Here is a 26,626-nt window from a genome sequence, read left to right as displayed (position 1 = left end):
CGTTTCGTCTGAAAACGGTCTAGGCACGGCTTACGTTTACGTCAATGTGAAGCTGGGACAATCCACTGGCGCAGCACCCGCCATGCTTCCGCCTTCTTCTCCCGCGACAGCATGGCGTTGGCGCCGCTGCTGGAGGGGAGGTCGATCAGGGTAAGGGCTTGACCGGCCGCGCCGATCTGCCGCCGTCCGTGCAGCGATGCCGCCTTGCCGTTGAAGGCCACGGTGCGCAGCGCGGGCAGCCGGGCGATGAAGGCGTTTAGGTCGCGAAGCTCCGCGTCCCGGATCGCGCTGTCCAGGCTGCCGGGCCGGTCGGCGCTTTCGATGACGTCCCACAGTCCGATGCCGCGCGCACGCAGGCGTTTGAGCCGCAGCGCATAGGGGAGGGCGCGCAGATCCTCGTCCAGAACGCCGCCCATCAGCGTCCAGAAGGCGTTGCCGCGATGCGCATAATATTCGCCCTGCCTGATCGACGCGTCCCCCGGCAGGCTCCCCAGCACCAGCAGCGTCGTGCCCGCATCGATGCTGGGCGGAAAGGCGGCCTTGCGCTGCGCGGGCATCTGGCCGGGACGCAGCGCCATGGGTCAGACGTTGAAGCGGAACAGCATGATGTCGCCATCCTGCGTCACATAATCCTTGCCTTCCGACCGCCACTTGCCCGCTTCCTTGGCGCCAGCTTCGCCGTTGAACTGGACATAGTCGGCATAGGCCATGGTTTCGGCGCGGATGAAGCCCTTTTCGAAATCGGAATGGATCGCGCCCGCCGCCTGCGGGGCCTTCGACCCCTTGGTCACTGTCCAGGCGCGCGCTTCCTTGGGGCCTACGGTGAAGAAGGTGATGAGGCCAAGCAGTTCATAGCCCGCGCGGATGATGCGGGCGAGACCTGCTTCCTCAAGGCCCAGCGCTTCCAGATATTCCGCGCGTTCCTCGACCGGCATGGTGATAAGCTCGGCTTCGATCGCGGCGGAGACGATCACGGCCTTGGCCCCTTCGGCCGCCGCTTTCTCGAACACGCGCGCGGAATGGGCATTGCCCTGCGCCGCGCTGTCCTCTTCGACGTTGCAGACATAGAGGACGGGCTTGGCGGTCAGCAACTGGGCCTGGCGGAAGATGCGGTCTTCCTCGTCATCGCGGGGCTGGGTGAGGCGCGCGGGCTTGCCTTCGCGCAGCAGGTCCAGCGCCTGGCCCAGCACGGCGGCGGCGGCCTTCGCTTCCTTGTCGCCCTGCGCGGCCTTCTTGGCGAAGGCGGGAACGCGCTTTTCCAGGCTTTCAAGGTCGGCGAGCATCAATTCGGTCTCGACCGTCTCCGCATCGGCGATGGGATCGACCTTCCCCTCCACATGGGTGATGTCGTCATCCTCGAAACAGCGCAGAACATGGACGATGGCGTCCACTTCGCGGATATTCGCCAGGAACTGGTTGCCCAGCCCTTCGCCCTTCGACGCGCCGCGCACCAGCCCGGCAATGTCGACGAAGGCCAGTTGCGTTTCGATGATCTTGGCCGATCCGCCGATCTTCGCGATCGTTTGCAGCCGCTCGTCGGGCACGGCGACCTGGCCGACATTGGGCTCGATCGTGCAGAAGGGATAGTTCGCCGCCTGCGCCGCCTGCGTCTCCGTCAGTGCATTGAACAGGGTGGACTTGCCCACATTGGGAAGCCCGACGATACCGCAACGAAAACCCATGGAACTGCCTTCACGTCAGAATGATGGGCGCGCCGATAGCCTGTTCCGCGCGCGAAGGCCAGCCTGTGGTCAGCGGCGGAAGAAGAAGGTGACCGCCGCGACGTGGTTCATGCGGCTGGCGCCGCCGCCCTGATGCACATATTGGTTGAGGTAGCCGATTTCGGCGGTGGACTTGCCCATCAGCCCGATTTCCGCGCCCGCGAAGCTGCGCAGTTGTTCAAAGCCCGCCCTTTGGCCCCAATCCGTGCTGTTGAGCGCGGCGAAGCCTTCGGCATAGACCAGCGCGTTGACTGCATCGCTCCCCGGCTTCAGCGGCTTTTCATATCGCAGCATTTCCCGCAGCCGCCATCCCGTGCCGCCGCCGTCGGATCGCCAGCGCTGCTCCAGCCGCGTGCGCGTGGACAGCTCGCCCTGCCATGGCTTGCCGATGGTCCAGCTCACCTGCTGGAAGCTGCGTTCCTCATTGACGTCGCGGCCGTCCCGCACCGGCAGCATCACATGGGCATAGCCCTGATAGACTGACAGGCTGGGCGACAATTTCCATCCGATCGCGCCCCTGAGGATCGTCTGATCGATGCGCGACACGCCGTTGCCGATGCGCGGCTGGATCTCCGTGAAATAGAGCAGGTCCCCCGATACAGGCCCCATCGCCGTCAGGTTCAGCCAGACCTGCTCATCCTGCGTCGTGGCGGCATGGGCAGGCGGCCAAGCCAGCGAGATGAGGCCAAAGGCTGACGTCAGGGCGCGGACAAGTCGAAAGCTGGGCATGGCGGAGGGCTTAGATATCCGGCCTTGCCCCGCCATGTCCCGAAAGTAACTTTTCGTGACGGATCAGGTGATGACGCTGGGGCGGTCCATGCCGGTATAGCCTGCAATGTCCGCCACCTCCTGCGCCGCGCGCACCAGAGGCTCCAGCGCGTCCGCCGTCTGCATCCCCAGATCGCCGTCCGTGCCGACATAACGCTCGATATAGACGCGCAATGTCGCGCCCTCCGTGCCGGTGCCGGACAGGCGGAAGACGATGCGCGATCCATCCTCGAACAGCAGGCGGACGCCCTGATTGCGGCTGACGGACTGGTCAGTGGGGTCGGTATAGGCGAAATCGTCGGCGGCGCTGATGACGCCGCCGCTGTTCGCCGTTCCGGGGAGGCGGGGGATGCTGTCGCGCAATGCCGCCATCAGCGCATCGGCGCGATCCTTGGCGATCGCCTCATAATCATGGCGGGCATAATAGTTGCGGCCATAGGCCGCCCAATGACCGGCCATGATCTCCGCCACGCTCTGGCGGCGGGCGGCAAGGATGTTGAGCCATAGAAGGACCGCCCAGATGCCGTCCTTTTCCCGCACATGGTCCGATCCGGTTCCGGCGCTTTCCTCGCCGCAGATCGTCGCCATGCCAGCGTCGAGCAGATTGCCGAAGAATTTCCACCCCGTGGGCGTTTCATAAAGGGGGATGCCCAGCTTTTTCGCCACGCGGTCGGCAGCGCAGCTTGTCGGCATGGAGCGGGCGATGCCCTTGAGCCCGCTGGCATAGCCGGGCGCGAGATGCGCGTTGGCGGCAAGCACCGCCAGCGAATCCGAAGGCGTCACATAGCAATGCCGCCCGATGATGAGGTTGCGGTCGCCATCGCCATCGGAAGCCGCGCCGAAATCGGGCGCATCGGGGGCCATCATGCGGTCATATAATTCCCTGGCATGGACCAGGTTCGGATCGGGATGATGGTGGCCGAAGTCGGGCAGGGGGATGGCGTTGCGGACGGTCCCCTGCGGCGCGCCCAGGCGCTTTTCGAAAATCTCCACGGCATAGGGCCCGGTGACCGCGCTCATGGAATCGAAGGAGAGGGTGAAGCCTTCGTCCATCATCCGCCGGATGGCGGCGAAGTCGAACAGCGTTTCCATAAGCCCGGCATAGCCAGCGACCGGATCGACGACCTCCACGGTCATGTCACCAAGGCGGCTGGTCCCCAGCCTGTCGATATCGACATCATCCGCCTCAAGGATGCGGTATGTGTCGATGGAGAGCGTGCGCGAATGGATCGCGTCGGTCACCTTTTCCGGCGCCGGCCCGCCATTGCCGACATTATATTTGATGCCGAAATCCTCGTCCGGCCCCCCCGGATTATGGCTCGCGGAAAGGACGAGGCCGCCGAAAGCGCCCGATGAACGGATGAGATGCGAAGCGGCGGGCGTCGACAAAATGCCGCCCTGTCCCACCAGCACCCGCCCGAAGCCGTTTGCCGCCGCCATCTTGAGCAGGATCTGGATGACTTCGCGGTTCAGGTAGCGTCCGTCGCCGCCCGCAACCAGCGTCTGGCCTTCAAAGCCGGTCAGGCTGTCGAACACCGACTGGATGAAATTTTCCGCATAATGAGGCTGCTGAAAGACCCGGACCTTTTTGCGAAGGCCGGACGTGCCCGGCTTCTGGTCGGTGAAAGGCGTCGTCGCAACGGTCTGGATCACCCGCATCCCCTTGGGAAAATGGAAAGTCGGGTTCCTCTATGGCCCGTCAATGCGACGCTGGGCAATCCGCCATTTGCGCTTCACCGCAATGGCGCGCCGGGCAGCCGCTTGTTGGGAGGGCTGCCCATGTGGACAGCGATGATCAGGAGTCCGCCAGCCGCAATGCGACCTCGTTCATGAAACGGGCATCATCTCCCTTGGCGAGCCATTCGGCTTCCGCGCCGATCGCGCCCAGCATATCGGCGAGCGCGTCCATTTCGCTCTTGTGATAATTGCCCAGCACATAGCCATGCACCCGGTCCTTGTGGCCGGGATGGCCGATGCCGATGCGCACCCGCCGGAAATCGGGGCCGATATGGGCGTCGGTAGACCTCAGGCCATTATGCCCCGCATTGCCGCCGCCGCGCTTCACCTTCACTTTCATCGGGGCAAGGTCCAGCTCGTCATGGAAAACGGTGACTTCCTGCGGCGTCAGCTTGTAGAAGCGCATGGCTTCGCCGATCGACCGGCCGCTTTCGTTCATGAAGGTGGCGGGTTTCAGAAGGATGATCTTTTCCGGCCCGATGCGGCCTTCCTGAACCCATCCCTGGAATTGCTTCCTGGGCGCAGAAAAGCGATGCATGTCCGCGATCAGGTCGGCCGCCATGAAGCCGACATTGTGCCGGTGCATCGCATATTGGGTGCCGGGGTTGCCCAGGCCCGCCCAGATTTGCATCCAACATCTCCAAACAAGCAAATCCCCGTCCGCTCTGAGCCTGCCGGAAGCGCCTTCCCCTTCACGTGAGGAAGAGGGAAGGCCTCGACAAGCTCAGCCCGAACGGGGGTGAGCGAACCGCGATAACGGCTGGCGTTAAGCTTATTCGCCTTCCGCCGGAGTTTCGTTGTCGCCTTCGGCGCTCTTGAGCGCGGACGGGGCAACGATGGTGGCGATGGTGAAGTCGCGATCCTCGATCGCCGTCTTCGCGCCCTTGGGCAGGGTGACGGAGCTGATGTGGATCGATTCGCCAACCTCGAAGCCCTTGAGGTCGACAACGACATCATCGGGGATCTCGGCCGCGTCGACGACCAGTTCGATCTCGTGACGGACGATGTTCAGCACGCCGCCCTTCTTGAGGCCGGGCGAAGCGTCTTCATTTTCGAAGCGCACCGGCACGTTGACGCTGACGGTGGCATGTTCCGAAACGCGCAGGAAATCGGCGTGCAGCGGACGATCGGTCACGGGATGGAAGGCGACATCCTTGGGCAGGGTGCGGACCTGCTTGCCGCCGACTTCGACCATGACGACCGAGTTGAAGAAGTGGCCGGTGCCGAGCAGCTTGTTGAGGAGCTTTTCCTCGACATGGATCGACTGCGGTTCTTCATTGTTACCATAGATGACGGCGGGAACGCGGCCCTCACGGCGGAGAGCGCGGGAGGCTCCCTTGCCTGCCCGATCGCGTGCCTCGGCCGACAGCGTAAGCTGCTCGCTCATTGCGTGTCTCCAAAAGCAGATTGTCTCAAACTTCCCGCAACGCCTCCAGGGATGACCATCACGGGAAGGCGGCCCTGTAGCAGAAAGGCGGTGGAAGGCAAGGGTAGGAACGATTTATTGCACGCGCGTGACCCGGTAGCCCGCCTTCTGGAGCAAGGTGATCAGATTGTCCCGGCCGGTCAAATGCCCGGCGCCCACGGCAATGAAAGGCCGCCCCTTGAGCCCGCCCACCACCTTGGCCCAGTCGCGATTGCGGTCGATCAGCACGGCTTGCTCCACCGCCGGGTCAGGCTGCTCGCCTGCCTGATCCTCGCGCGAGAGAGCCGCCATGTCGCCTGCCAGCCACGCCTTGAGGATGCGGCCGTAAAGCGCCTGCATGCCGTCAGCCTCGCGGACCGTCTGGAGCAGCAGGTGCCGCTGCGCCGTTTCGGGGAGGCCGTCGAACGCGCCGAACTGCCGCGCCACCGTTTCCAGTCCGCCGATCGGCTTGCCCGCATCCCTGAACAGCGCGATCAGCGCCGGTTCGACGCCATCGGCCCCGCTGACGTGCAGCGGCTGCTGCGCGGCGGCGGACAGCAGCATGGCCGCGGCCCAGCTTTCATAGCCGGACAGCATTTGCAGGCTGGTCCCGCTCTGCTGGACGAGGCTCTGCAATTCGTCCCGCTCCCCGGCGGGCAGGCGCGTTTCCAGCGGCGGCAGATTGGGGCTGCGGCCCAGTTTCTCGAAGGCGGCGGTGGTCAGCGCCTGATCCTGAATCTCGGCGGTTTCCAGCACCAGCCGGTCCGCTTGCTCCAAGGCGCGATCGATCGTGGCCGTGCGCCAGGCGACGTTGCGGGGCAGCACATGGATCGTGCCGAACAGCCATCCGTCCAGCGCCTTGCCCTCGATACGCCAAAGGGCAGGGCCGCCCTGCGCCGGGGGGGCAGGCGGCTCCTTCCCGCAGGCCGCAACCAGCAGCAGCGCGCAAAAGCCCAGCCATCGCGCCAAAGTGGACAGCAGCTTCACTGGGCGACCCTGGCCGATGCTATGCCAAGCGCTTTCAGTTGATCCTGCACGCTGCCCTTGCCCGCCAGATGGCCTGCGCCCACGGCCATGAACACCGTCCCCGGCCTTGCCAGCCGGTCCCGCACCCAGCGCGCCCAATTGGCGTTGCGCTGTATCAGCAGCACTTGCGCCAGTTCCGGCGTCGCTTCCAGCGACTCGTTCATTTCCTCTGCCAGCCGTTCGGGATCGCCCTGCTGCCAGTGGCCGATCAGCCGCGCGAATTCGCTGTCCATGCCGGGCAAGCCGTCGATGGTGGCCTCCAGGAATTTCAACTGCTGCTCCATCGGAAGGCCAGCAAAATAGCCAAGCTGCTGTTCCACCGTTTCCAGGGCGCCGACTTTCTTGCCAGCGGCCCTGGCAGCGGCGGTCAGCGTCTTTTCCGCGCCAAGGTCGGCGCGATAGCCCAGCTTCTCCAGCGGCTGCACCGACAGGGCCATGCCCGCCATCCAAGGATTGAAGGCTTCGAACATCTGCCAGGGCAGCCCGTTCGCGGTCATCGCCTCCTGATAACGCTGCCTCGCTTCGGGGCTGAGACGGCTCGACAGGGTGACGCCATCCCTGGCCATCGCCGCATGGGCCATCGCCGCCGCCATCTCTTGCGGGTCGCTGGGCTCCTCAATCTCCAGCACCAGTTCGTCCGACCCGTCGAAAGCACGCTTGACCCCGCCATCGAACCAGTTGACGCCGGGTTTCAGCACATGGACGGTGCCGAACAGATAGATGGTCGTGTCTTCGTCACTGACCCGCCACAGCGCAGGGCGCACGAGGCTGCTCTGCGCCACGGCGGGGCGGGCGGTGACGGATTGCTCCTGGGCGCAGCCGCTCAGCAGCAACAGGCCAGCAGTCAGGAAGCGCGGGAGGGGCCATTTCATCGTGATGCCGGTTCCATCCAAAGTGTTTGCCAGCATCCATGCGGGGCAGGGGCGTTCAGGGCAAGCGGATTAACCGCCTTCATCGCCCGCTTTTCCTTGACCGTTTCGCCCTGCTGCGCCAATGCGCGCGCGATCAATATAGTCATTTTCGCAAGGGACCGTCCGTGGCGACAGGCAAGCCGCTCTCCTTTCAGGACCTGATCCTGACCCTGCACGCCTATTGGGGCCGCCAAGGCTGCGTCATCCTGCAACCCTATGACATGGAAGTCGGCGCGGGCACCTTTCACCCCGCCACCACCTTGCGCAGCCTTGGCCCTGACGCCTGGAACGCCGCCTATGTGCAGCCCAGCCGCCGCCCCACCGATGGCCGCTACGGCGAAAATCCCAATAGGCTCCAGCATTATTACCAATATCAGGTGATCATGAAGCCGTCCCCGGCGAACCTCCAGGAACTTTATCTGGGGTCGCTGGCGGAAATCGGCATCGACCCGCTGGTCCATGACATCCGCTTTGTGGAGGATGACTGGGAAAGCCCGACGCTGGGCGCGTGGGGCCTCGGCTGGGAAGTGTGGTGCGACGGCATGGAAGTCACGCAGTTCACCTATTTCCAGCAGATGGGCGGCTTCGACTGCAAGCCCGTCGCGGGCGAACTCACCTACGGCCTCGAACGCCTCGCCATGTATATTCAGGGCGTGGACAGCGTCTATGACCTGAAATTCAACGACGCGGGCGTCACCTATGGCGACGTCTTCCTGGCCAATGAGCAGCAGATGTCGAAATGGAATTTCGAGATCGCCGACACGGAAAAGCTGTTCCGCTGGTTCAGGGACGCGGAAGCCGAATGCAAGGCGTCGCTGGAGGCGGGCGTCCCGCTCGCCGCCTATGACCAGGCGATCAAGGCGAGCCATGTCTTCAACCTGCTCCAGGCGCGTGGCGTGATCTCGGTACAGGAACGCGCCAGCTATATCGGCCGGGTGCGCGACCTCGCCAAGGGCGCGTGTGAGAAATGGATGGAAGTGAACGGGTGGGCGGCGTGATGGGGCGTCTCAACAGCCGTTCGTGTCGAGCGAAGTCGAGACACGCTCGCACGACCTGCCCATCACGTCTCTCGACTTCGCTCGAGACGAACGGAAGATTTGAAGCATGACCGACTTCCTCCTCGAACTGCGCTGCGAAGAAATCCCCGCGCGCATGCAGGTCAAAGCGTCGGAAGACCTCGCCCGCCTCTTCACCGAGGAACTGGCGAAGGCTGGCCTCAAGCCGGAGAGCATCGACAGCTTCGTCACGCCGCGCCGCCTTGCCCTGATCGCGCGCAACCTTCCGCTGGAAACCGCTGCCGTCAGCGAGGAGTTCAAGGGCCCGCGCACCTCCGCGCCCGCGCAGGCGCTGGAGGGCTTTCTCCGCAAGACCGGCTTGACGCAGGATCAACTCGAAGACCGCGACGGCATATGGTTCGCCACCGTTAACAAGCCCGGCCGGGCTACTGCGGAAGTCCTTGCCGAAGCTGTCCCCACCGTCGTCCGCGCCTTCCCCTGGCCCAAGTCCATGCGCTGGGGCGCCGCCTCGCAGACCACCGAGAGCCTTCGCTGGGTCCGCCCGCTCCAAGGCATCGTCGCCATCCTTGGCGAGGAACTGGTGGACATCGAGATAGAAGGCATCCGCAGCGGTTATGCGACGCTCGGCCACCGTTTCCATCATCCCGGCGAGATCACGATCGGCGGCGCGCATGACTATGCCGAAAAGCTGCGCGCCTGCCATGTGATCGTCAGCCATCAGGAACGCCAGGCGAGCATCGAGGCGAAGGCCGCCGAAGCCGCCGCCGCGAAGGGCTATGCCGTGATTGAGGACAAGGGCCTCGTCGCGGAGAATGCCGGGCTCACCGAATGGCCCGTTCCGCTGCTCGGCGATTTCGATCCGGCTTTCCTTGAGGTTCCGCCTGAGGTCATCCAGCTAACCCTTCGGATAAACCAGAAATATTTCGTCCTGCGCGATGCGTCGGGCAAGCTCGCTCCTGCCTTCATCTGCACCGCCAATATCGAGGCGAAGGATGGCGGCGAAGCGATCATCGCAGGCAATCGCAAGGTCCTCGCCGCGCGCCTCTCCGACGCCCGATTCTTCTGGGAGCAGGATCGCAAGACCAAGCTCGCGGACCATGCCAGGAAACTGGAACGCATCACCTTCCACGAAAAGCTCGGCACCGTCGCGGACAAGGTGGAGCGTGTGGCCAAGCTCGCCCGCTGGCTGGTGGAAGAAGGCATCGTCACTGCCGACGCGCGCCCCTTCGTTCGTGTCGAGCATAGTCGGGACACGGTTAGCGCATCCGATGGTCTCTCGACCCTTCGACAAGGCTCAGGACAGGCTTCGCTCGAAACGAACGGCTCTCTTGCCGACCTGGCCGAACAGGCCGCCCGCCTCGCCAAGGCCGATCTCGTCACCGAGATGGTCGGAGAGTTCCCCGAACTTCAAGGCGTTATGGGCGGATATTACGCCCGCGCCGAAGGCCTGCCCGACGCGGTGGCCGATGCCATCCGCGATCATTACAAGCCGGTGGGACAGGGGGATGATGTGCCGACCGCGCCGGTTACGGTGGCGGTGGCACTTGCCGACAAGCTGGACACGCTGCGCTCCTTTTTCGGCATCGATGAAAAGCCCACTGGCTCGCGTGATCCTTTCGCGTTGCGCCGGGCTGCGCTTGGCGTCATCCAGATCGTGACCGCCAATAATCTGCGGATGGCTGTCGCTGAGGGCGATCTCCTCGACTTTTTCGCGGACCGCCTCAAGGTCCAGCAAAGAGAGGCAGGCGTCCGCCACGATCTCATCGACGCCGTGTTTGCGCTGGGGGGCGAGAACGACCTTGTCCGCCTGCTCGCCCGCGTGAAAGCGCTCCAGTCCTTCGTCGCGACCGATGATGGCACGAACCTGCTCGCAGGGTACAAGCGCGCGGCTAACATCTTGAAGAAGGAAGAACCTGCGTCCGTTCGTGTCGAGCGTAGTCGAGACACGGATAGTGCAGCCGATGGTTCTTCGACCGCGCTGGGAACGAACGAAGGCTCCAGCCTCCCCTACACCTCGGAGCCCGCCGAAGCGGACCTCATCGCCGCGCTCGACACCGCCGAACCCCGCGCCACCGCAGCCGTGCAGGCGGAGGATTTCGAAGGCGCGATGGCGGCGCTTGCGACTCTCCGTGCCCCGATCGACGCTTTCTTCGACAAGGTCACGGTCAATGATGCGGATCCGGCCAAGCGCGCCGCTCGTCTGGCGCTACTCGCGCGGGTGCGGGATGCCGTTCATGCCGTGGCCGATTTCTCGAAAATTGCGGGTTAGCGCCGAAAATTGCGGGTTAGCGCCGAAAGATGTGCCCGAAATCGGGAAAACCGGTGAACTAGGAACGCAATCATCGTAAAAGCGGGTGCTTTCGCCGCCCGCCAGTTGTTAGTATATTGTTGCATCGCACAAACACACGGCAATCAGTGCAGGAGAGCCGCGACTATGTTGACAAGGGAAGAGGCCAGCATGAGCACCACGCAGACACGCTATGTCTATCGCTTCGGCGGCGGGGTCGATGACGGCGGCAAGGGTGACAAGAATCTGCTGGGCGGCAAGGGAGCCAATCTGGACGGCATGGCCGCCATCGGCCTGCCCGTTCCTCCGGGCTTCACCATCACGACCGAAATGTGCACCCGCTATTATGAGGATGGCGGCGTCTTCCCCGAAAGCCTGAAGGCGGAAGTCGCCAGCGGCATCGCCCATATCGAAGGCGTGACGGGCAAGAAGTTCGGCGATGCGGCCGACCCGCTGCTGGTTTCGGTCCGATCCGGCGCGCGTATCTCCATGCCCGGCATGATGGACACGGTCCTCAACCTCGGCCTCAACGACGAAACCGTCCTCGGCCTCGCCGCCGCAAGCGGTGACGAGCGTTTCGCCTGGGACAGCTATCGCCGCTTCATCCAGATGTATTCGGACGTGGTGCTGGAACTCGACCATGGCGCGTTCGAGGAAGCCCTTGAAATCGCCAAGGAAGATCAGGGCTATACGCTCGATACGGAAATGACCGCCGACGATTGGAAGGCGCTCGTATCTGAATATAAATCCCTTGTTTCAAAGCTTTGGAGCAAGCCTTTCCCGCAGGATGTGAACGATCAGCTGTGGGGCGCAATCAGCGCCGTGTTCGGCAGCTGGCAGGCCGATCGCGCCAAGGTCTATCGCCGCCTGAACTCCATCCCGCATGATTGGGGCACCGCCGTCAATGTGCAGGCGATGGTCTTCGGCAATATGGGCGATACCTCGGCCACAGGCGTGGCGTTCACTCGTGATCCAGCCACCGGCGAGAACGCTTATTATGGCGAATATCTGATCAACGCCCAGGGCGAGGATGTCGTCGCGGGCATCCGCACGCCGCAGTACCTGACCAAGCAGGCGCGTGAGCGGGCAGGGGCCAAGCCGCTGTCGATGGAAGAGGCGATGCCGGAAACCTACGCCGAACTGGCGCGGGTCTTCCAGATCCTCGAAACCCATTATCGCGACATGCAGGACATCGAGTTCACGGTGCAGCAGGGCAAGCTCTGGATGCTCCAGACCCGTTCCGGCAAGCGCACCGCCAAGGCCGCGCTCAAGATCGCCGTCGATATGGCGAACGAGGGCCTGATCAGCGAGGAGGAAGCCGTCGCCCGTGTCGATCCCGCCGCGCTCGACCAGCTCCTGCATCCTACGCTTGACCCCAAGGCGCCGCGCGATGTGCTGACCAAGGGGCTTCCCGCCTCGCCGGGCGCGGCTTCGGGCGCGATCGTGTTCGACGCCGATACTGCCGAACGCCGCAATGAGCTGGGCGAGTCCGTGATTCTCGTCCGTGTCGAAACCAGCCCGGAAGATATTCACGGCATGCACGCGGCCAAGGGCATCCTGACCGCGCGCGGCGGCATGACGTCACACGCCGCCGTTGTGGCGCGCGGCATGGGCCGCCCCTGCGTTTCCGGCGCGGGCAGCCTGTCCATCGATAATGCCGCAAAGACGCTGCGCATCGAAGGCCGCACGCTCAAGGAAGGCGACATCCTCACCATCGACGGTTCGACCGGCGAGGTGATGGCGGGCGAAGTGCCGACCGTGCAGCCTGAACTGGCGGGCGACTTCGGTACGCTGATGGGCTGGGCTGACAAGGTCCGCCGCCTCAAGGTTCGCGCCAACGCCGAAACCCCGCTCGACTGCCAGACAGCGCGCGATTTCGGCGCGGAGGGTGTGGGTCTGTGCCGCACCGAACATATGTTCTTCGACGCGGCCCGCATCACCGCTGTCCGCGAAATGATCCTCGCGGATTCGGAAAAGGGCCGCCGCGCCGCGCTTGAGAAGCTGCTGCCCGAGCAGCGCGACGACTTTGCGCAGATCTTCATGGTGATGGCGGGCCTGCCGGTCACCATCCGCCTGCTCGATCCGCCGCTGCACGAGTTCCTTCCCCATGGAGAGGCGGAGTTCGAGGAAGTGGCCAAGGCCGCGGGCGTCGGCGTGGACGCGCTCAAGCGCCGCGCTGCCGAACTGCATGAATTCAACCCGATGCTCGGCCATCGCGGTTGCCGCCTCGGCGTCACCTACCCCGAAATCTACGAGATGCAGGCCCGCGCGATCTTCGAAGCCGCGCTCCTCATCAAACAGCGTTCGGGCGAAGCGCCGATCCCGGAAATTATGATCCCGCTCGTCGCCACCAAAAAGGAACTGGAGCTGATGAAGGCGATCGTCGATCGCGTCGCCAGCGAAGTCTTTGCGGAACAGGGCGCGACCGTCGATTATCTGGTCGGCACCATGATCGAACTGCCGCGCGCTGCGCTCAAGGCGGGCGAGATCGCCGAAGTGGGCGAATTCTTCTCCTTCGGCACCAACGACCTGACGCAGACCACCATCGGCATCAGCCGTGACGACGCCGGGCGCTTCCTGACGCAATATGTGGACAAGGGTATCTTCGCCCGCGATCCGTTCGTCAGCATCGATGTGGAGGGCGTGGGACAGCTCATCGAACTGGCCGCCGAACGTGGCCGCGCGACCCGTCCGGGGATCAAGCTCGGCATCTGCGGCGAACATGGCGGCGATCCCGCCTCGATCGCCTTTTGCGAGGCTACGGGCCTGGATTATGTCTCGGCCTCGCCCTATCGCGTTCCCATCGCCCGCCTCGCTGCCGCCCAGGCTGCGCTGGCCAAGAAGTAGCGCTCATCCCCTGACCTCTCCCGCTGCGGGTGGGGTCAGGGGAGGCCCTGTCACCGCGTTTCTATATACCGCCGCTCATGCTCGCGGACCTTGCCGGTTTCGAGCAGCCGCGCCTGTGTGCGCCATTCCTCGCGCGCGATGACGCCAGGTTCGCGGCCCAGCCGCGCTTCCAGCGTCGCCTGCTGCTCATCCGTCATCGCGCCGATCTGCGCGTAGCTGTGATAGCCTGCCTCGTTCAGCGCCGCCGCGTCCCCGGCCGAAATTCCCCTGATCCGGGTCAGGTCGTCCTGCGTCCGTGCACCGTCAGCCCGGACAGCCGAGGGCGCAGCGGTGGCTGCGACATGGGCGTCACGGTCCTTGATCGTCTGCCGGTGGGCCAACTGCTCATCGCGCCAGAGCTGCTTATATTTGCCCCGGCCGCTCATCATCAGGCCCAGGACAAGCCCGATAAGCAGCGCGATGAGGAGCAGTGCAATCTCGTTCAAGGTGAAAGCCATTCCGGGCCTCCTTTCCTCCGCGAAACGAGCGGCACGGCGTAAAGTTGCCCTGTCCGGCCCGCTGCGGCGCTGCCGTAAAAAAAGTGAAAAAGGGGGTTGCCCAATCATCCGCCCCCCTCTATCTGCCGCTCCACAACGCGCCCGTAGCTCAGCTGGATAGAGCATCAGACTACGAATCTGAGGGTCGGACGTTCGAATCGTTCCGGGCGCGCCATTTTCTTTCCATAAGAAAATCAGCAGCTTGATCTTGGATGTTGATGAGGCTTCCAAGCTGATGCGTTGTGCCTTGGGCGGGGGCTTATGGCTTTCCGCGTGCTCGCTTCATTAAGGGAAATGAGGCGAGGTTCTCGGCCTGGCCTTGGCTGACAGGCTACAGCGCGCTTCGTTGACGAGAACAGCCTCAACTCATTCCATCCCGCGCCAGTGCAACCATCGCGTCGATGTCGACATGCTTCTCCAGTTCTCTGGCGATCTCGTCGAGCGCATCTTCGATCGAAACAGCATAGTCGACGAAGGACGAGCCTGATCCCAGCCTGTCCATGACTGCCGCGCGCAGCCCCGTGCTGGCGAACAGGCCGTGGACGTAGGTGCCCCATATCAGGCCATCAGCGCTGATCGCCCCGTCCGAGCGCACTCCGTCGAGCATCGCGAAGGGCCGGGCGCAGCCGGGCCCGGCACTTGTCCCGACATGCATTTCATAGCCGGAGAAGGATTGGCCGAACGCTATGCCTTCCACCCGTTCCAGCGCCTTGCTGCCGGTCAGCCGCGTCTCCATGTCGAGCAGCCCCAGGCCTTCGACTGAACCCGGCGGCCCTTCCATGCCGTCCGGGTCGGCGATGAGGCGGCCAAGCATCTGGTAGCCGCCGCAAATGCCCAGCACCGGCTTTCCCTGCCTGTGATGCGCACGGATATCCACATCCCAGCCCTGCGAGCGCAGCGCATGCATGTCGGCGATGGTCGCCTTTGATCCGGGCAGCACGATCAGCGCAGCTTCCGCCGGGATAGGCTGGCCGGGCGGCACCATGACGAGGTCCACGGCCGGTTCCAGCTTGAAAGGGTCCAGATCATCGAAATTGGCGATGCGCGGAAGGATGGGGCAGGCGATCATCACCTGATCGCCCTTGCGCGCCCTGGAGCGTTCCAGCACCACCGCATCCTCGCTGGGCAGGCGCGCCGTGGCGCTGAGCCAGGGGACGACGCCAAAGCCGCGCCAGCCCGTCAGCTGCTCGATCTGCCGGTAGCCGTCTTCGAACAGGGCGGGTTCGCCGCGAAACTTGTTGATCAGGAAGCCGCGGATCATGGCCGCGTCCTGCGGGTCGATGACCGCCCGCGTTCCGGCGAGCGCGGCGATCACGCCGCCCCGGTCTATGTCTCCGACAAGGATCACCGGCACATTGGCGGCGCGCGCGAAGCCCATATTGGCGATGTCGCCCGCGCGCAGATTGATTTCCGCAGGCGATCCCGCGCCCTCCACGACCACCATGTCGCATTGAGCCTTCAGCCGCCGATAGCTTTCCAGAACGGCGTCGAGCAGTTGTCCCCGCGCGGTCCTGAAATTGCCAGCGCCCAAGGCGCCGCGCACCTTGCCATGGACCACCAGTTGCGACGTGCGGTCGGCCTGGGGTTTCAGGAGGACAGGATTCATGTCTGTATGCGGTGGCACGCCTGCGGCAATGGCCTGTAGCGCCTGTGCCCGGCCGATCTCTCCGCCATCCATGGTGACGGCGGCGTTGTTCGACATATTCTGCGGCTTGAACGGGCGGACGCTGTAACCGCGCCGGGAGAGGGCGCGGCAAAGCCCGGCGACCAGCACGGACTTGCCGACATCGGACCCTGTTCCCTGAAGCATGATCGCGCTCATGCGCCGCTCCTGCATGCGGGGCAGGCCGGGGTCAACAGGTCAGGCGGACAGGATCAGGCGGAATAGCGCCGCTGATATTCTACTGCGTCCAATATCTTGCCGCCAGCCATGAAGACCGCGCCGGTGCAGGCAAGCGCCAGCAGATGGCCGCCGGTGCCGGGATATTGCTGCATATAGACGGCGCCCCGCTCGGTCGCGCCGAGCGCAAGGGCATAGATGACGAGAAACGCCTCGAACTTGGTCTTGATCGTGAAGAGGCGTTTGATCCGGTCCATACCGCCATGCTCTGGGAATATCGTATCAAGGCATGAGGTCGCCCGAAAGTTGCAAATGGTCAACCAGCGTTAACCACGATTGTTCAATCCGCGCGATAAGGCGGGTGTCGGCCAGGTCCCCTGGGGCGATTTCCTCCGGCCAATATTGATCGACAATGGCCGCGATCTGGTCCAGCTTCGCCTCGTTCACCAGAAAGCGCGGGTCGATATTCGCCGGGTCGGCCACGACGCGCAGGCGCAGGCAGGCCGGGCCGCCGCCATTGGCCATGGACTGGCGCACATCCACGGGGATGAGGCGGCGGATGGGGCCGTTGCCCGCCAAGAGATGTTGCAGCCAGTTCCACACGGCGGGGATCGCCTGCGCCTCTGTCGGCAGGATCAGCGCCATGCCCCCTTCGGGCAGCGTCACAAGCTGAGCGTTGAAGAGGTAGCTGCGAATGGCGTCGTCGAGGCTGATCGCGCTGCCGGGCACCTCGATGATCTGCACTGAAGGAAGGATGTCGCGAAGCTGCGCATAGAAGCGATCCTTGTCCGCAAAGGCAAGCTCATGCGCGAACAGCAGATTTTCATTGGCGACGGCCACGACGTCATTGTGGAAAGCCCCTGCCGCGATCGCCTGATCCGATTGCTGGACGAACAGGGTCCTTGCGGGATCGAGGCGGTGGAGGCGGGCGACGGCCTTGCTGGCTTCCAGATGCTGGCGGGCAGGGAAGGGCGCGCCGGACTGGCCGTGGACGAATATTTCCACGCCGGGCGCATCATGGCTGTCGCAAAGGCGCATATGGTTGGCCGCGCCTTCATCGCCGAACGGTGCCGGGATGGGCATGTGCACGGCAAAGGCGCTCTGATCGGAAAAGGCGATGCGCAACTGCGTCAGCGTCTGCGGCCATTCATGGCTGCGATGCGGCATGGTGACCAGATTGGCGACGGTCAGGTGGGTTCGTCCATCCGCCGTATCCGCCGCTGGCGAGACGGTCGCCGCATTGGCCGCCCACATGGACGAAGCCGACATGGCGGCGGCGCGAATGTGCGGCTCGGCATCGCCGATGCCGGTGCCCAGCGCCGCCAGCCATCGCCCATCAGGCCGCCACTGTGGCAGGAATATGCCCTGGCTCAGGCCCAGGCGGATATTCGTCCGCATCTTCTCAATGCCTTGCAGCGCGGCGGCGCGCGGTTGCGACACCTGCCCGGCATTGCTGGTGGAGGCGAGATTGCCGACGCTCAGCCCCGCATAATTGTGGCTGGGGCCGATCAGCCCGTCAAAGTTGATCTCCCTGACGCTCATGTCCGCGCCGCCATGGTGAAGGTATCGCCCGGTTCGATCCCCAATATCGCGGCGCTGGCCCGGTCCAGCGATACCGATCCATCCTCGTCCTGATCGATGAAGCCATAGGCGCAGCGATAGCTGCCCAGCCGCCCGGCCGCGACCAGCATCTTCTTCCCCCCTTCGGAATGGATGGCGGATAGGGGGACGTCCTGCGCATCGGCCACGGTGCGGAGCGAATTGGTCTGCCCGACCATGGTCGGCCCTCCATCGAAAATGTCGATATAGCCGGGGGAGGTGAAGCCTTCGGTTTCCAGCATGCGCATCGCCGCGCGGCCGTTGGGATGGGGCAGGCCGATGACGGCGCGCGCGGTGTCGCTCAGCATGGCGGTGTAGATGGGCGTCTTGGGCATCAGGTCGGCGATGAACTGGTTGCCATGGACGGCATTGAACTCGTCCGCTTCCTGAAAGCTCATGCCGAAGAAGCGCCCGGCCAGCCCGTCCCAGAAAGGCGATCCGCCCGCTTCGTCAATGACGCCGCGCAGTTCGGCGATGACACGGTCGCCGAAGCGGGATCGATGGTTGCGAATGTAGAGATAGCGGCTGCGCGCCAGCAGCAGGCCCAGCCCTTCGGCACGCTCGCGCGGATGCAGGAACAGGCCGCCCACCTCCGTCGCGCCCTCCAGGTCAGTGACCAGCGACAGCATTTCGGCGCGGAAGGTGCGCGACAGTTCGCGGCTGTGCTGGGTCAGCACCCCCAGCCGATAGGAGTAGAAGGGCCAGTTCCGTCCGACCACCGCATGAATCTGGCAGGTCCCGCGAACCTGACCCGTCGCGCCATTTTCCAGCACCATGACGATCAGTTCATCCTCCAGCCCCTCGCTTTGGCGGGCGAGCGCCTGGCCGGTCCGCTCCAGCTTGGCCGCCAGCGCCCCCCGGTCCGCGGGCAGGTTGGTGAAGCCGCCGCCGGTCAGCTTCGCCATTTCGTACAAAGTCTGCAAATCGTCCGCGCGCGCCGGGCGCATGAAAAAGCTCAAACCATGCCTCCTGCTGGAGAAAAGCGTCCCTGCGCCATGCGGAGGAGGGCGAGCGCGGAAAGCTGCGCCCGTTCGGCAAGGCTGGGGACGATCAGATATTCGGCGTCACTGTGGATATCGCCGCCACGCACGCCCATCGTATCCACCACCGGCACCCCGCAGGCGGCGATATTGTTGCCGTCGCACACGCCGCCCGTGTCGCGCCAGCCGATCGGCAGGCCCAGTTCGGCGCCGCAGTCGCGCACGAAGGCGAACAGGCTGGCCGCGCGCGCGTCCATCGGCTTGGGCGGACGGCCAAAGCCGCCATGGATGTGGATCGACAGGTCGTGATCGCGCGCCACGGCTTCGGCAAGGCTTGCTATGGCGGCGCGGGCCTGCTGCTCCCCTTCCAGGCTGCGAGGTCGGAAATTGACCCGCAGGACCGCATGATCGGGAACCACATTGTTGGGTGACCCTCCATCGATCCGCGCGGGATTGCAGGTGAAGCCGGGGCCGCCGGCCGCCTTCAGCCGCAGCGCCAGATCGGCGGCCGCCAGCAGGGCGTTGCGTCCTTCCTCCGGGTTGCGGCCCGCATGCGCGCTTCGCCCCGTCACGATGAAGGAGAAATTGCCGCTGCCCGCCCGCGCTCCCGCCAGCGTGCCGTCGGGAAGGCAGGGCTCATAGGTCAGCGCCGCCAGCTTTCCCCGTGCGCTGTCGCGGATAAGGGCGGCGGAGGAGGGGCTTCCCACCTCCTCATCGCTGTTGATCACCACCTCATAGCCGATCCGCGATGCTTCACCGGACGTTTCGAATGCCTGGAGCGCGGCCAGCATCACGGCGAGCCCGCCCTTCATGTCCGCCACGCCGGGACCGTTCAGCCGCTCCTCATCGATCCAGCGGATCGACTGGAAGCTGTGACCAGCGGGAAAAACCGTGTCCATATGCCCGGTCAGCAGCAAGCGGACAGGCGCATCCGGCCGCACCGACAGATGGAGGTGCCTGCCATGCGGGACATGCTCGATCCGCCCATCGGCAGCAATGGCGTCGACCGGATCGGCATCCACCAGCCTGATCTCGCCCGGCAAGATGGCGAAGCTGTCCGCCAGCATGTCCGCCATGGCGGCAAGGCCATCCAGATTGCGCGACCCGCTGTTCACGGCCGCCCAGCGCTGCACCAGCGCCAGCATGGGGAAGGCTGCGGCGCGGTCCAGAAGATCGCGATCGGAGGACGAAAGGCCCTTCATCCCAGAAGCCTATCAGAGGCCGGGCCGCGCCTCCACCCCTAGCCGGACGTTGCTCTCCCCTAGAAGTCGTAGGTCAGCGTCAGGCGGCTCAGCGTATCGAAGTCCCGCGCCGACAGCAGCGTTTCGGATTCATATTGCACATTATAGGACAGGGCGGCGGACCAGCGCGTGGCCACCTTCGTTTCGATCGAGGTCAGCGAATTGAGCGTGTAAACGTCGCTTTCGGCATAGCCGGACGCCAGTTGCTTCAACGTAAGGCCGGGAGCCAGCCGCCAGACGAGGTCCATCGATCCGCGAGCGCCCAGCTTGGTTTCCCGCTCGCCGCTGATATATTTGGCGTGGCGGACCGATGGGCCCATGTCCACGGACACATCCAGCGGGGTGCTGAGGATGAGTTTGTAACCGATGCCCGCCGACGCGGTATAGCGCTCGTCATAGCCGATCGACGTGTCCCGCTCGAATTGCGCCAGCCCATAGGAAAAGCCGCGCGAATTGAACTCGTATCGGGGTTCGTAGCTCGCCGTGTAGCGCTCGCGGGAGGTTACGCCATTGGCCCGGCGGTAATCGGCGCTGGCGCTCAGCTTGTGCGACCACTGGATGCCGGTGCGCTTGAGCGACAGATTGCCGCTGAGCCCGATTTCGCTGGTGGAGCCGGTGGACCGGAATCCTCCCGCCTCCACCCGGCCGGTCCAAAGCTCCGAAAAGCGCGCCTCGCGGATGATCGTATCATGCGTCGCCTTGGTCCGGTCCTTCCAGCTGTTGACCAGGCGCTGGATTTCCTCGGCCGAAGCGGGGTTGGTCTGCTTGGCGATCTTGGCAACGGTCGCGATCTCGCTCTCATTCCCGTTGGCGATCGCCGCTTCCAGCATCTCCCGCACGGAAGACGGCAGCAATGGCGGAGCGTCCGCCCATGCCGGGAAGGGAATGAGCAGCAAGAGAAAAGCGAGATAGCGGTGCATGACGCATGTGACGTAGCCCAGGAGGCCCGCCGAATTAACCCTTTTTCAGATCAAGGTCCTGAATTCCTGTAGAATATCCCGGTACAGCTTGCGCTTGAACGGCACGATGATGTCGGGCAGCGTTTCGGGATCGACCCATTTCCAGTCGCGGAATTCAGGATGCTCCGTCTGGATGTTGATGTCCGCGTCACTCGCCAGAAAACGGGCGAGGAACCATATCTGCCGCTGGCCGCGATAGGCGCCGCCCCAAAGCTTGCCCATCAACTCTGGCGGCAGGTCGTAGAAATGTTCGTCCCTTGCCTTGGCGATGATTTCGACATGGTCGTGGCTGATGCCCGTTTCCTCGCCAAGCTCGCGCAGCGCGGCGGCCTTGACGTCTTCGCCTTCATCGATGCCGCCTTGCGGCATCTGCCAGGCTTCGACCTTGTTATCGAGGCGCTGGCCAACGAAAACCTTGCCATCCATGTTGACCAGCATCACCCCGACGCACGGCCTGTATCCCATTTCCGAATCATTTGGCATCGACGCCATGACGTCCCCTGATCATTGTTCCGGCGAAGGATGTCCGCCGCCATTTGCTATGCGCCGAGGATAAGCGGCGAACAGCCTTTCGTCCAATAATCAAAATCAGTCGCCGCCACGTGCGGAAGGCTTTTTGCGCTGAAACGGGCGGGGGATGGACTTACGCGGGGCAGGTGGCATTTGTGGGAAATGCCCGATCCCGCCCTTGTCTGGTTCCGCCAGGACCTGCGCCTGTCCGATCAAGCCGCCCTCGCGGCAGCGATGCGGGAAGGGCCGGTCATTCCGGTCTATATCCTGGACGATGCCGCCCCCGGAGAGTGGAAGATCGGGGCGGCGCAGCGCTGGTGGCTGCACCGTAGCCTGGAGAGCCTGGCCAAGGATCTGGAGGACCGCGGGTCCCGCCTGATCCTGCGGCGCGGGAACAGCGCGGAGGAGCTGGAGCGGCTGGCGAAGGAGACCGGGGCCTGCGCCGTTCACGCCCTGTCGCATCTGGAACCCTGGTGGCGCAATGCCGAGCGAGCGGTCGCGCGCAGGCTCCCGCTCCACCTTCACGACGGCGCGCTGCTGCTGCCGCCCGAATGCCTCAAGACTGGCGGCGGCACGCCTTACCGCATCTTCACGCCTTTTGCCCGCGCGGTGATGGAGCATATGCCCCCCGCAAAGCCCATGCCTGCGCCAAAGCGTATCGATGGGCCTGCGAAATGGCCCCCTAGCGAGAGGCTTTCCGGCTGGGGCCTGCTGCCAGCGCAGCCGGATTGGGCAAACGGCTTTGCGAAGGAATGGACGCCGGGTGAGGCGGGGGCGGCGAAGCGGCTGCGCGACTTCGATGACGAGGTGAGCGGCTATGACCCGGCGCGCAATCTGCCCTCTTGCGAAGGCACGTCGCGCCTGTCGCCCCATTTGCATTTCGGCGAGATTTCTCCAGCCGAGATATGGCATCGGGTCAGCGGCAAGGGCGAAGGCGCGGCGGTGTTCCTGAAGGAACTGATCTGGCGCGATTACGCCCATGTCCAGATCTGGGTCATGCCGGAATATGGATCGAAAAACGCCCGCGGCACCTTTGACAACATGCCCTGGCGCGATCTGCGCGAGGCGAAGGGCGACTTTGCCGCATGGAAACGGGGACGGACCGGCTATCCGATCGTGGACGCGGGCATGCGCCAGCTATGGGCGACCGGATGGATGCACAACAGGGTGCGGATGATCGCGGCGAGCTTCCTGATCAAGCATCTGCTGATCGACTGGCGTCATGGCGCGCGCTGGTTCTGGGACACACTGGTGGATGCCGATTACGCCAACAACAGTGTCAATTGGCAGTGGGTCGCGGGCAGCGGGGTCGACGCGAATATCTTTTCCCGGATCATGGCGCCGCTCGTCCAGTCTCCAAAATTCGAAGCGGCGGACTATATCAGGCAATGGGTGCCCGAATTGGCGCAGCTTGACGACAAGGTCATTCATGATCCCGATGCCTATGATGCCCGCCCACGGGATTATCCAGCCAAGCGCGTGGGCCACAGGCAGGGGCGCGAGCGGGCCCTGGCGGCTTACCGGCACGTCAAGCGGTGATTGCGTGCCGGGCCGTGAGCGGGCAGAGGTGACAGGATGAACGCTATCGATCCCCGGCGCGGGCGGCGCGCTTTGTCCGTGCGGAAGCTTTCCCGTCCGCAGCGCGGCCGCTGGGCCTCGCGGCTGATCGGCCCGCAATTCCATCGCCTGCTGAACCGGATCGACGCCGGTCTGGAAAAGGGCAGGCTGGAAGCCGTGCTGCCTGATGGAACGATGCGGATATTGGGCGGGCGCATGCCCGGCCCGGTGTGCGAAGTGCATCTGATCCGCTGGCGGGCGTTGCTGCGGCTGGCCCTAGGCGGGTCGGCGGGCTGGTATCAGGCCTGGGCGGCTGGCGAGTGGACCAGTCCCGATCCGGTGCCCCTGTTCGAACTGTTCATGGCCAATGCGGTGGCGCTGGGCAATGTGGCGCGGCCGCGCGGGCCGGGGCGCTGGCTGGGCAAGGCGGTGCATTGGGCCCGGCGGAACAGCCATCGCGGATCGCGGCGGAACATCGCCTATCATTATGATCTGGGCAACGACTTCTACAGCCTGTGGCTAGACCGGAACATGCATTATTCCAGCGCCCTGTTCCGCGATCCAGCCGACCGGATAGAAAGCCTGGAACGGGCGCAGCAGCGCAAGGCCGACGCGATATTGGACCGGCTGAACCTGAAGGACGGCAGCGCTCTGCTGGAAATCGGGTGCGGCTGGGGCGGGCTGGCCGAACAGGCGATGGAGCGTTGCGCCATCCGCTATGACGGGCTTACGCTGTCGGTGGAGCAGGCGGAATATGCACGGGACCGGCTGGGGTCAGGCGCAAATATCCTGCTCACCGACTATCGCGATGCGCAGGGACAATATGACGCCATCGCCAGCGTGGAGATGGTGGAGGCGGTGGGGCAGCGTTACTGGCCCGCTTATCTGGCGGCGATCGAGCGGCTGCTGAAACCCGGCGGCCGGGCGGCCATCCAATATATATTGATCGACGACGCGATCTTCGACAGCTATGCGCGCGGCGCGGACTTCATCCAGAGCTATATCTTCCCCGGCGGCATGCTGATTTCGGAAAGCCGTTTCCGTGTGCTGGCGGAGCAGAAGGGGCTGGAGTGGCGCGACGTCCATTATTTCGGGCTGCACTATGCCGAAACGTTGAAACGATGGCGTGAGCGTTTCGACCGGGCCGTCGATCAGGGCCTGCTGCCCGCCAGCTTCGACCAGCATTTCGTCGCGCTGTGGCGCTATTACCTCATGTATTGCGAGGGCGGCTTTCGTGGCGGCACGATCAACGTCGCGCAGGTGACGCTGGTCAAGCCCGGCTGACGATCAGCCGATGCGGCAGCGATAGCCGCTGGGATGATCGGCCTGCACCAGATTGGCGATCGCCTGGCCTACGACTTCGGGACCCTTGAGCGTCGCCGGATCTTCGCCGGGGAAGGCGCGGGCGCGCATAGCGGTGCGGGTCGCGCCGGGGTCAACGATGTGGGTGCGGATGGCGGAGATATTCTTCACTTCCTCGCCATAGGCGCTGACCAGCACTTCCAGCGCCGCCTTGGACGCGCCATAAGCGCCCCAATAAGCGCGCGGAGCGGCCGCAACGGAGGATGTGAGCGCAACGACGCGCGCATCGGCGCTGGCCCGCAGCATGCCGTCGAAGGCTGCGATCAGGGCCTGGGGCGCCGCAATGTTGAGCGTCAACTGGCGGGCGAATTCCTTGGCGTCGATCGCCGGAACCGCGGCCAGGCTGCCCAGCGTGGCGGCGTTCAGCACCAATATGTCCAGCGCCTGCCAGCGGCCGGAAATCGCCTGGGCAAGGCGGCCGATGCTTTCGCCGTCGATCAGGTCCAGCGGCGCGATCGTCGCGCTGCCCCCGGCCTGATGGATTCGTTCCTCGACCTCCTCAAGCCCTCCGGCAGTGCGCGCGGTCAGGATGACGTGTGCGCCCGCAGCGCCGAGCGCCTGCGCCGTCGCCGCGCCGATGCCCCTGCTGGCGCCCGTGACCAGGGCGAGCTTACCGGAAAGAGGAAGGGTCGACATGAGGCATCCCGTTCGCCCCTTGGTGACGCGGGGCCTTTTTTGAGGTGAGAAAGGTGAAAGCGGCGGCCCTTCATCAAAGGCCGCCGCCACGCAGCGCCGCTGGTCAGACGACCCGTTCGGCGAGCAGTTCGAACTGGTTCCTGACCGCCACCTCATCCTGGTCGGTGAGGGTGGTCGGATAATCGCCGGTAAAGCAGGCGTCGCAATATTGCGGGCGGATGTCCGCGCGCTTCGCTTCGCCCAGCGCCTTGTAGAGGCCATCGATCGAAATGAAGGACAGGCTGTCGGCGTGGATGAAATCCTGCATGCCGCCAATGTCCATCCGATGCGCCAGCAGCTTGGTGCGTTCGGGCGTGTCCACGCCGTAGAAGCAGCTATGCTTGGTCGGCGGGCTGGCAATGCGCATATGCACCTCCGCCGCGCCTGCTTCCCGCATCATCTGCACGATTTTCAGGCTGGTGGTGCCGCGCACGATCGAATCGTCGATCAGGACGATGCGCTTGCCCGCGATCAGCGCCCGGTTGGCGTTGTGCTTGAGCTTCACGCCCAGATGGCGGACCTTGTCGCCCGGCTGGATGAAGGTGCGGCCGATATAGTGCGACCGGATGATGCCGAGTTCGAAGGGGATGCCCGACTGCTGGGCATAGCCGATCGCGGCAGGCACGCCGCTGTCCGGCACCGGTATGACGAGATCGGCCTCCACCGGATTTTCGATCGCCAGTTGCGCACCGATCGCCTTGCGGACCGAATAGACGCTGGATCCGTCGACGATCGAATCGGGGCGGCTGAAATAGACATGCTCGAAGATGCAGGGGCGGGGATGATTGTCGCCGAAGGGGCGATGGCTGCGCACTTCCCCGTCATGGGTGACGATGACCAGTTCGCCGGGGTCGATCGAGCGGATATAGTCGGCGCCGACCACGTCGAACGCGACTGTTTCCGAAGCGAAGATGGTCGCGTCGCCCAGCTTGCCCATCACAAGCGGGCGGATGCCCAGCGGATCGCGGCAGGCGATCATGCCTTCGGGCGTCATCACGATCAGCGAATAGGCGCCCTCGACCTGTTTCAAGGCGTCGATGAACTTATCGAGCAGCGTCCGGTAGGTCGAAGTCGCGACCAGATGGATGATGACTTCGGTATCGGAGGTGGACTGGAAGATGGATCCGCGGCGGATGAGTTCGCGGCGCAGCTTCATCGCGTTGGAAATATTGCCGTTATGCGCGACGGCGAATCCGCCTGAGCTAAGCTCCGCATAGAGCGGCTGGACATTGCGCAGCGACGTTTCGCCGGTGGTGGAATAGCGCACATGGCCGCAGGCGGCGTTGCCGGGCAGGCCGCGAATCACATCGTCACGGTCGAAATTGCCCGCGACATGCCCCATCGCCCGGTGGGTGTGGAAATCATGGCCGTCCCAGCTGGTGATTCCGGCCGCTTCCTGTCCGCGATGCTGAAGTGCATGGAGGCCAAGGGCAGTGATGGCCGAAGCGGTTTCGGCCTGAAAAACGCCGAAAATGCCGCATTCCTCACGCAGCTTGTCGTCGTCGAACGGGTTGGTCGTAAACATGGGTGCGAGCGGGTCCATAGCCGATCCTGTCGCCTCATTGGGCGCGATGGCGCGCATATAGTGCTTCGATACCCGTTTGTCGCCTGCCTGTCACAAAAAAGCCGGTGGGCCGGGCGAAACCCAG

Annotated in this window: 23 protein-coding genes and 1 tRNA gene; 6 read left to right on the top strand and 18 right to left on the bottom strand. The window is 64.4% G+C overall.

The genetic code is table 11. The features are described 5' to 3' along the window. Positions 1-41: 41 nt before the first annotated feature. From ET21_RS0116950 to ET21_RS0116915, 8 genes are all read right to left on the bottom strand, one after another. Complete coding sequence (locus ET21_RS0116950) at positions 42-578, bottom strand: DNA-deoxyinosine glycosylase (RefSeq protein ID WP_030540622.1); 537 nt, start codon at positions 576-578, stop codon at positions 42-44. A gap of 3 nt (positions 579-581) precedes the next feature. Further along, entirely contained in the window at positions 582-1,682 is a 1,101-nt protein-coding gene (gene ychF / locus ET21_RS0116945; protein ID WP_021239528.1) for a redox-regulated ATPase YchF, read from the bottom strand. A 69-nt stretch (positions 1,683-1,751) separates the two neighbouring features. Then, on the bottom strand, positions 1,752-2,450 hold the full coding sequence (locus tag ET21_RS0116940; protein ID WP_021239527.1) for a DUF2490 domain-containing protein: 699 nt from the start codon (positions 2,448-2,450) through the stop codon (positions 1,752-1,754). A 63-nt stretch (positions 2,451-2,513) separates the two neighbouring features. Continuing rightward, a complete protein-coding gene (locus tag ET21_RS0116935; RefSeq protein ID WP_030540621.1) occupies positions 2,514-4,142 on the bottom strand; it encodes an alpha-D-glucose phosphate-specific phosphoglucomutase in 1,629 nt (542 codons plus the stop codon). 142 nt (positions 4,143-4,284) lie between these two features. Then, the gene (gene pth / locus ET21_RS0116930; protein ID WP_030540620.1) at positions 4,285-4,857 is read right to left on the bottom strand and encodes an aminoacyl-tRNA hydrolase; all 573 of its coding nucleotides are present in this window, start codon (positions 4,855-4,857) and stop codon (positions 4,285-4,287) included. Between the two features lie 141 nt (positions 4,858-4,998). Then, positions 4,999-5,613, bottom strand: a complete 615-nt coding sequence (locus ET21_RS0116925; protein ID WP_021239524.1) for a 50S ribosomal protein L25/general stress protein Ctc — start codon at positions 5,611-5,613, stop codon at positions 4,999-5,001. Positions 5,614-5,727: 114 nt separating this feature from the next. Next, complete coding sequence (locus ET21_RS0116920) at positions 5,728-6,612, bottom strand: TraB/GumN family protein (RefSeq protein ID WP_030540619.1); 885 nt, start codon at positions 6,610-6,612, stop codon at positions 5,728-5,730. A gap of 2 nt (positions 6,613-6,614) precedes the next feature. Further along, on the bottom strand, positions 6,615-7,529 hold the full coding sequence (locus ET21_RS0116915) for a TraB/GumN family protein (protein WP_030540618.1): 915 nt from the start codon (positions 7,527-7,529) through the stop codon (positions 6,615-6,617). Between the two features lie 164 nt (positions 7,530-7,693). On the opposite strand from ET21_RS0116915, the gene ET21_RS0116910 reads away from it, so the two are divergent. The 3 genes from ET21_RS0116910 to ppdK all read left to right on the top strand — a co-directional run bounded on the left by ET21_RS0116910 (position 7,694) and on the right by ppdK (position 13,718). Then, complete coding sequence (locus tag ET21_RS0116910; RefSeq protein ID WP_030540617.1) at positions 7,694-8,566, top strand: glycine--tRNA ligase subunit alpha; 873 nt, start codon at positions 7,694-7,696, stop codon at positions 8,564-8,566. Positions 8,567-8,672: 106 nt separating this feature from the next. Further along, positions 8,673-10,853, top strand: a complete 2,181-nt coding sequence (gene glyS / locus ET21_RS0116905) for a glycine--tRNA ligase subunit beta (RefSeq protein WP_030540616.1) — start codon at positions 8,673-8,675, stop codon at positions 10,851-10,853. Positions 10,854-11,018: 165 nt separating this feature from the next. Continuing rightward, positions 11,019-13,718: a pyruvate, phosphate dikinase gene (ppdK, locus tag ET21_RS0116900; protein ID WP_030540615.1), complete on the top strand. Its 2,700-nt coding sequence runs from the start codon at positions 11,019-11,021 to the stop codon at positions 13,716-13,718. 50 nt (positions 13,719-13,768) lie between these two features. Here the strand turns inward: ppdK and ET21_RS0116895 are convergent, their stop codons facing one another. Beyond that, positions 13,769-14,215, bottom strand: coding sequence for a hypothetical protein (locus ET21_RS0116895; protein ID WP_030540614.1), 447 nt, complete (start codon positions 14,213-14,215; stop codon positions 13,769-13,771). Positions 14,216-14,352: 137 nt separating this feature from the next. Between ET21_RS0116895 and ET21_RS0116890 the strand changes: the two genes are divergently transcribed. Further along, positions 14,353-14,429, top strand: a tRNA-Arg gene (locus tag ET21_RS0116890). A gap of 186 nt (positions 14,430-14,615) precedes the next feature. On the opposite strand, the gene ET21_RS0116885 is transcribed toward ET21_RS0116890, so the two are convergent. From ET21_RS0116885 to ET21_RS0116855, 7 genes are read right to left on the bottom strand one after another with little or no spacing between them, the layout of a single operon-like run. Beyond that, entirely contained in the window at positions 14,616-16,076 is a 1,461-nt protein-coding gene (locus ET21_RS0116885; protein WP_030540613.1) for a cobyric acid synthase, read from the bottom strand. A 53-nt stretch (positions 16,077-16,129) separates the two neighbouring features. Then, a complete protein-coding gene (locus ET21_RS0116880; protein ID WP_021239516.1) occupies positions 16,130-16,351 on the bottom strand; it encodes a hypothetical protein in 222 nt (73 codons plus the stop codon). A gap of 25 nt (positions 16,352-16,376) precedes the next feature. After that, the gene (locus ET21_RS0116875) at positions 16,377-17,636 is read right to left on the bottom strand and encodes an N-succinylarginine dihydrolase (protein ID WP_030540612.1); all 1,260 of its coding nucleotides are present in this window, start codon (positions 17,634-17,636) and stop codon (positions 16,377-16,379) included. Then, the gene (locus ET21_RS0116870) at positions 17,633-18,652 is read right to left on the bottom strand and encodes an arginine N-succinyltransferase (protein WP_030540611.1); all 1,020 of its coding nucleotides are present in this window, start codon (positions 18,650-18,652) and stop codon (positions 17,633-17,635) included. Before ET21_RS0116870 ends, ET21_RS0116875 begins: the two co-directional genes overlap by 4 nt. Then, positions 18,649-19,875 (bottom strand): hydrolase, encoded by a 1,227-nt coding sequence (locus ET21_RS0116865; protein ID WP_030540610.1) that lies wholly within the window; start codon positions 19,873-19,875, stop codon positions 18,649-18,651. The genes ET21_RS0116870 and ET21_RS0116865 overlap by 4 nt, the downstream gene beginning before the upstream one ends. Before the next feature lie 59 nt (positions 19,876-19,934). Continuing rightward, positions 19,935-20,834 carry a YdiY family protein gene (locus ET21_RS0116860; protein ID WP_030540609.1) on the bottom strand — a complete coding sequence of 300 codons (900 nt, stop codon included), beginning with the start codon at positions 20,832-20,834 and terminating at the stop codon, positions 19,935-19,937. A 45-nt stretch (positions 20,835-20,879) separates the two neighbouring features. Then, complete coding sequence (locus ET21_RS0116855; protein WP_021239511.1) at positions 20,880-21,365, bottom strand: RNA pyrophosphohydrolase; 486 nt, start codon at positions 21,363-21,365, stop codon at positions 20,880-20,882. A 180-nt stretch (positions 21,366-21,545) separates the two neighbouring features. Between ET21_RS0116855 and ET21_RS0116850 the strand changes: the two genes are divergently transcribed. Together ET21_RS0116850 and ET21_RS0116845 are read left to right on the top strand one after the other, a co-directional pair. Continuing rightward, positions 21,546-22,922 carry a deoxyribodipyrimidine photo-lyase gene (locus ET21_RS0116850; protein ID WP_030540608.1) on the top strand — a complete coding sequence of 459 codons (1,377 nt, stop codon included), beginning with the start codon at positions 21,546-21,548 and terminating at the stop codon, positions 22,920-22,922. A 36-nt stretch (positions 22,923-22,958) separates the two neighbouring features. After that, on the top strand, positions 22,959-24,224 hold the full coding sequence (locus ET21_RS0116845) for a class I SAM-dependent methyltransferase (RefSeq protein ID WP_021239509.1): 1,266 nt from the start codon (positions 22,959-22,961) through the stop codon (positions 24,222-24,224). Positions 24,225-24,227: 3 nt separating this feature from the next. Here ET21_RS0116845 and ET21_RS0116840 read toward each other — a convergent pair whose 3' ends face one another. Both ET21_RS0116840 and purF read right to left on the bottom strand, forming a co-directional pair. Further along, positions 24,228-24,938 carry an SDR family NAD(P)-dependent oxidoreductase gene (locus ET21_RS0116840; protein ID WP_030540607.1) on the bottom strand — a complete coding sequence of 237 codons (711 nt, stop codon included), beginning with the start codon at positions 24,936-24,938 and terminating at the stop codon, positions 24,228-24,230. A 103-nt stretch (positions 24,939-25,041) separates the two neighbouring features. Continuing rightward, a complete protein-coding gene (purF, locus tag ET21_RS0116835) occupies positions 25,042-26,520 on the bottom strand; it encodes an amidophosphoribosyltransferase (RefSeq protein WP_021239507.1) in 1,479 nt (492 codons plus the stop codon). Positions 26,521-26,626 lie beyond the last annotated feature (106 nt).

It is taken from the genome of Sphingobium sp. DC-2 (genome assembly GCF_000722555.1).
GTDB classification, from domain to species: Bacteria; Pseudomonadota; Alphaproteobacteria; order Sphingomonadales; family Sphingomonadaceae; genus Sphingobium; species Sphingobium quisquiliarum.
This window is presented reverse-complemented; position numbering and strand designations above follow the sequence as displayed.

Bases quoted from the DNA above. Each gene is read 5' to 3' on its own strand.
- ET21_RS0116950 (WP_030540622.1), bottom strand. From the start codon at position 578: ATGGCGCTGCGTCCCGGCCAGATGCCCGCGCAGCGCAAGGCCGCCTTT.
- ET21_RS0116880 (WP_021239516.1), bottom strand. From the start codon at position 16,351: ATGGACCGGATCAAACGCCTCTTCACGATCAAGACCAAGTTCGAGGCG.
- ppdK (WP_030540615.1), top strand. From the start codon at position 11,019: ATGTTGACAAGGGAAGAGGCCAGCATGAGCACCACGCAGACACGCTAT.
- glyS (WP_030540616.1), top strand. From the start codon at position 8,673: ATGACCGACTTCCTCCTCGAACTGCGCTGCGAAGAAATCCCCGCGCGC.
- ET21_RS0116940 (WP_021239527.1), bottom strand. From the start codon at position 2,450: ATGCCCAGCTTTCGACTTGTCCGCGCCCTGACGTCAGCCTTTGGCCTC.
- ET21_RS0116875 (WP_030540612.1), bottom strand. From the start codon at position 17,636: ATGAGCGTCAGGGAGATCAACTTTGACGGGCTGATCGGCCCCAGCCAC.
- ET21_RS0116855 (WP_021239511.1), bottom strand. From the start codon at position 21,365: ATGGCGTCGATGCCAAATGATTCGGAAATGGGATACAGGCCGTGCGTC.
- purF (WP_021239507.1), bottom strand. From the start codon at position 26,520: ATGGACCCGCTCGCACCCATGTTTACGACCAACCCGTTCGACGACGAC.
- ET21_RS0116840 (WP_030540607.1), bottom strand. From the start codon at position 24,938: ATGTCGACCCTTCCTCTTTCCGGTAAGCTCGCCCTGGTCACGGGCGCC.
- ET21_RS0116865 (WP_030540610.1), bottom strand. From the start codon at position 19,875: ATGAAGGGCCTTTCGTCCTCCGATCGCGATCTTCTGGACCGCGCCGCA.
- ET21_RS0116850 (WP_030540608.1), top strand. From the start codon at position 21,546: ATGCCCGATCCCGCCCTTGTCTGGTTCCGCCAGGACCTGCGCCTGTCC.
- ET21_RS0116915 (WP_030540618.1), bottom strand. From the start codon at position 7,529: ATGAAATGGCCCCTCCCGCGCTTCCTGACTGCTGGCCTGTTGCTGCTG.
- ET21_RS0116885 (WP_030540613.1), bottom strand. From the start codon at position 16,076: ATGAGCGCGATCATGCTTCAGGGAACAGGGTCCGATGTCGGCAAGTCC.
- ET21_RS0116895 (WP_030540614.1), bottom strand. From the start codon at position 14,215: ATGGCTTTCACCTTGAACGAGATTGCACTGCTCCTCATCGCGCTGCTT.
- pth (WP_030540620.1), bottom strand. From the start codon at position 4,857: ATGCAAATCTGGGCGGGCCTGGGCAACCCCGGCACCCAATATGCGATG.
- ET21_RS0116845 (WP_021239509.1), top strand. From the start codon at position 22,959: ATGAACGCTATCGATCCCCGGCGCGGGCGGCGCGCTTTGTCCGTGCGG.
- ychF (WP_021239528.1), bottom strand. From the start codon at position 1,682: ATGGGTTTTCGTTGCGGTATCGTCGGGCTTCCCAATGTGGGCAAGTCC.
- ET21_RS0116925 (WP_021239524.1), bottom strand. From the start codon at position 5,613: ATGAGCGAGCAGCTTACGCTGTCGGCCGAGGCACGCGATCGGGCAGGC.
- ET21_RS0116860 (WP_030540609.1), bottom strand. From the start codon at position 20,834: ATGCACCGCTATCTCGCTTTTCTCTTGCTGCTCATTCCCTTCCCGGCA.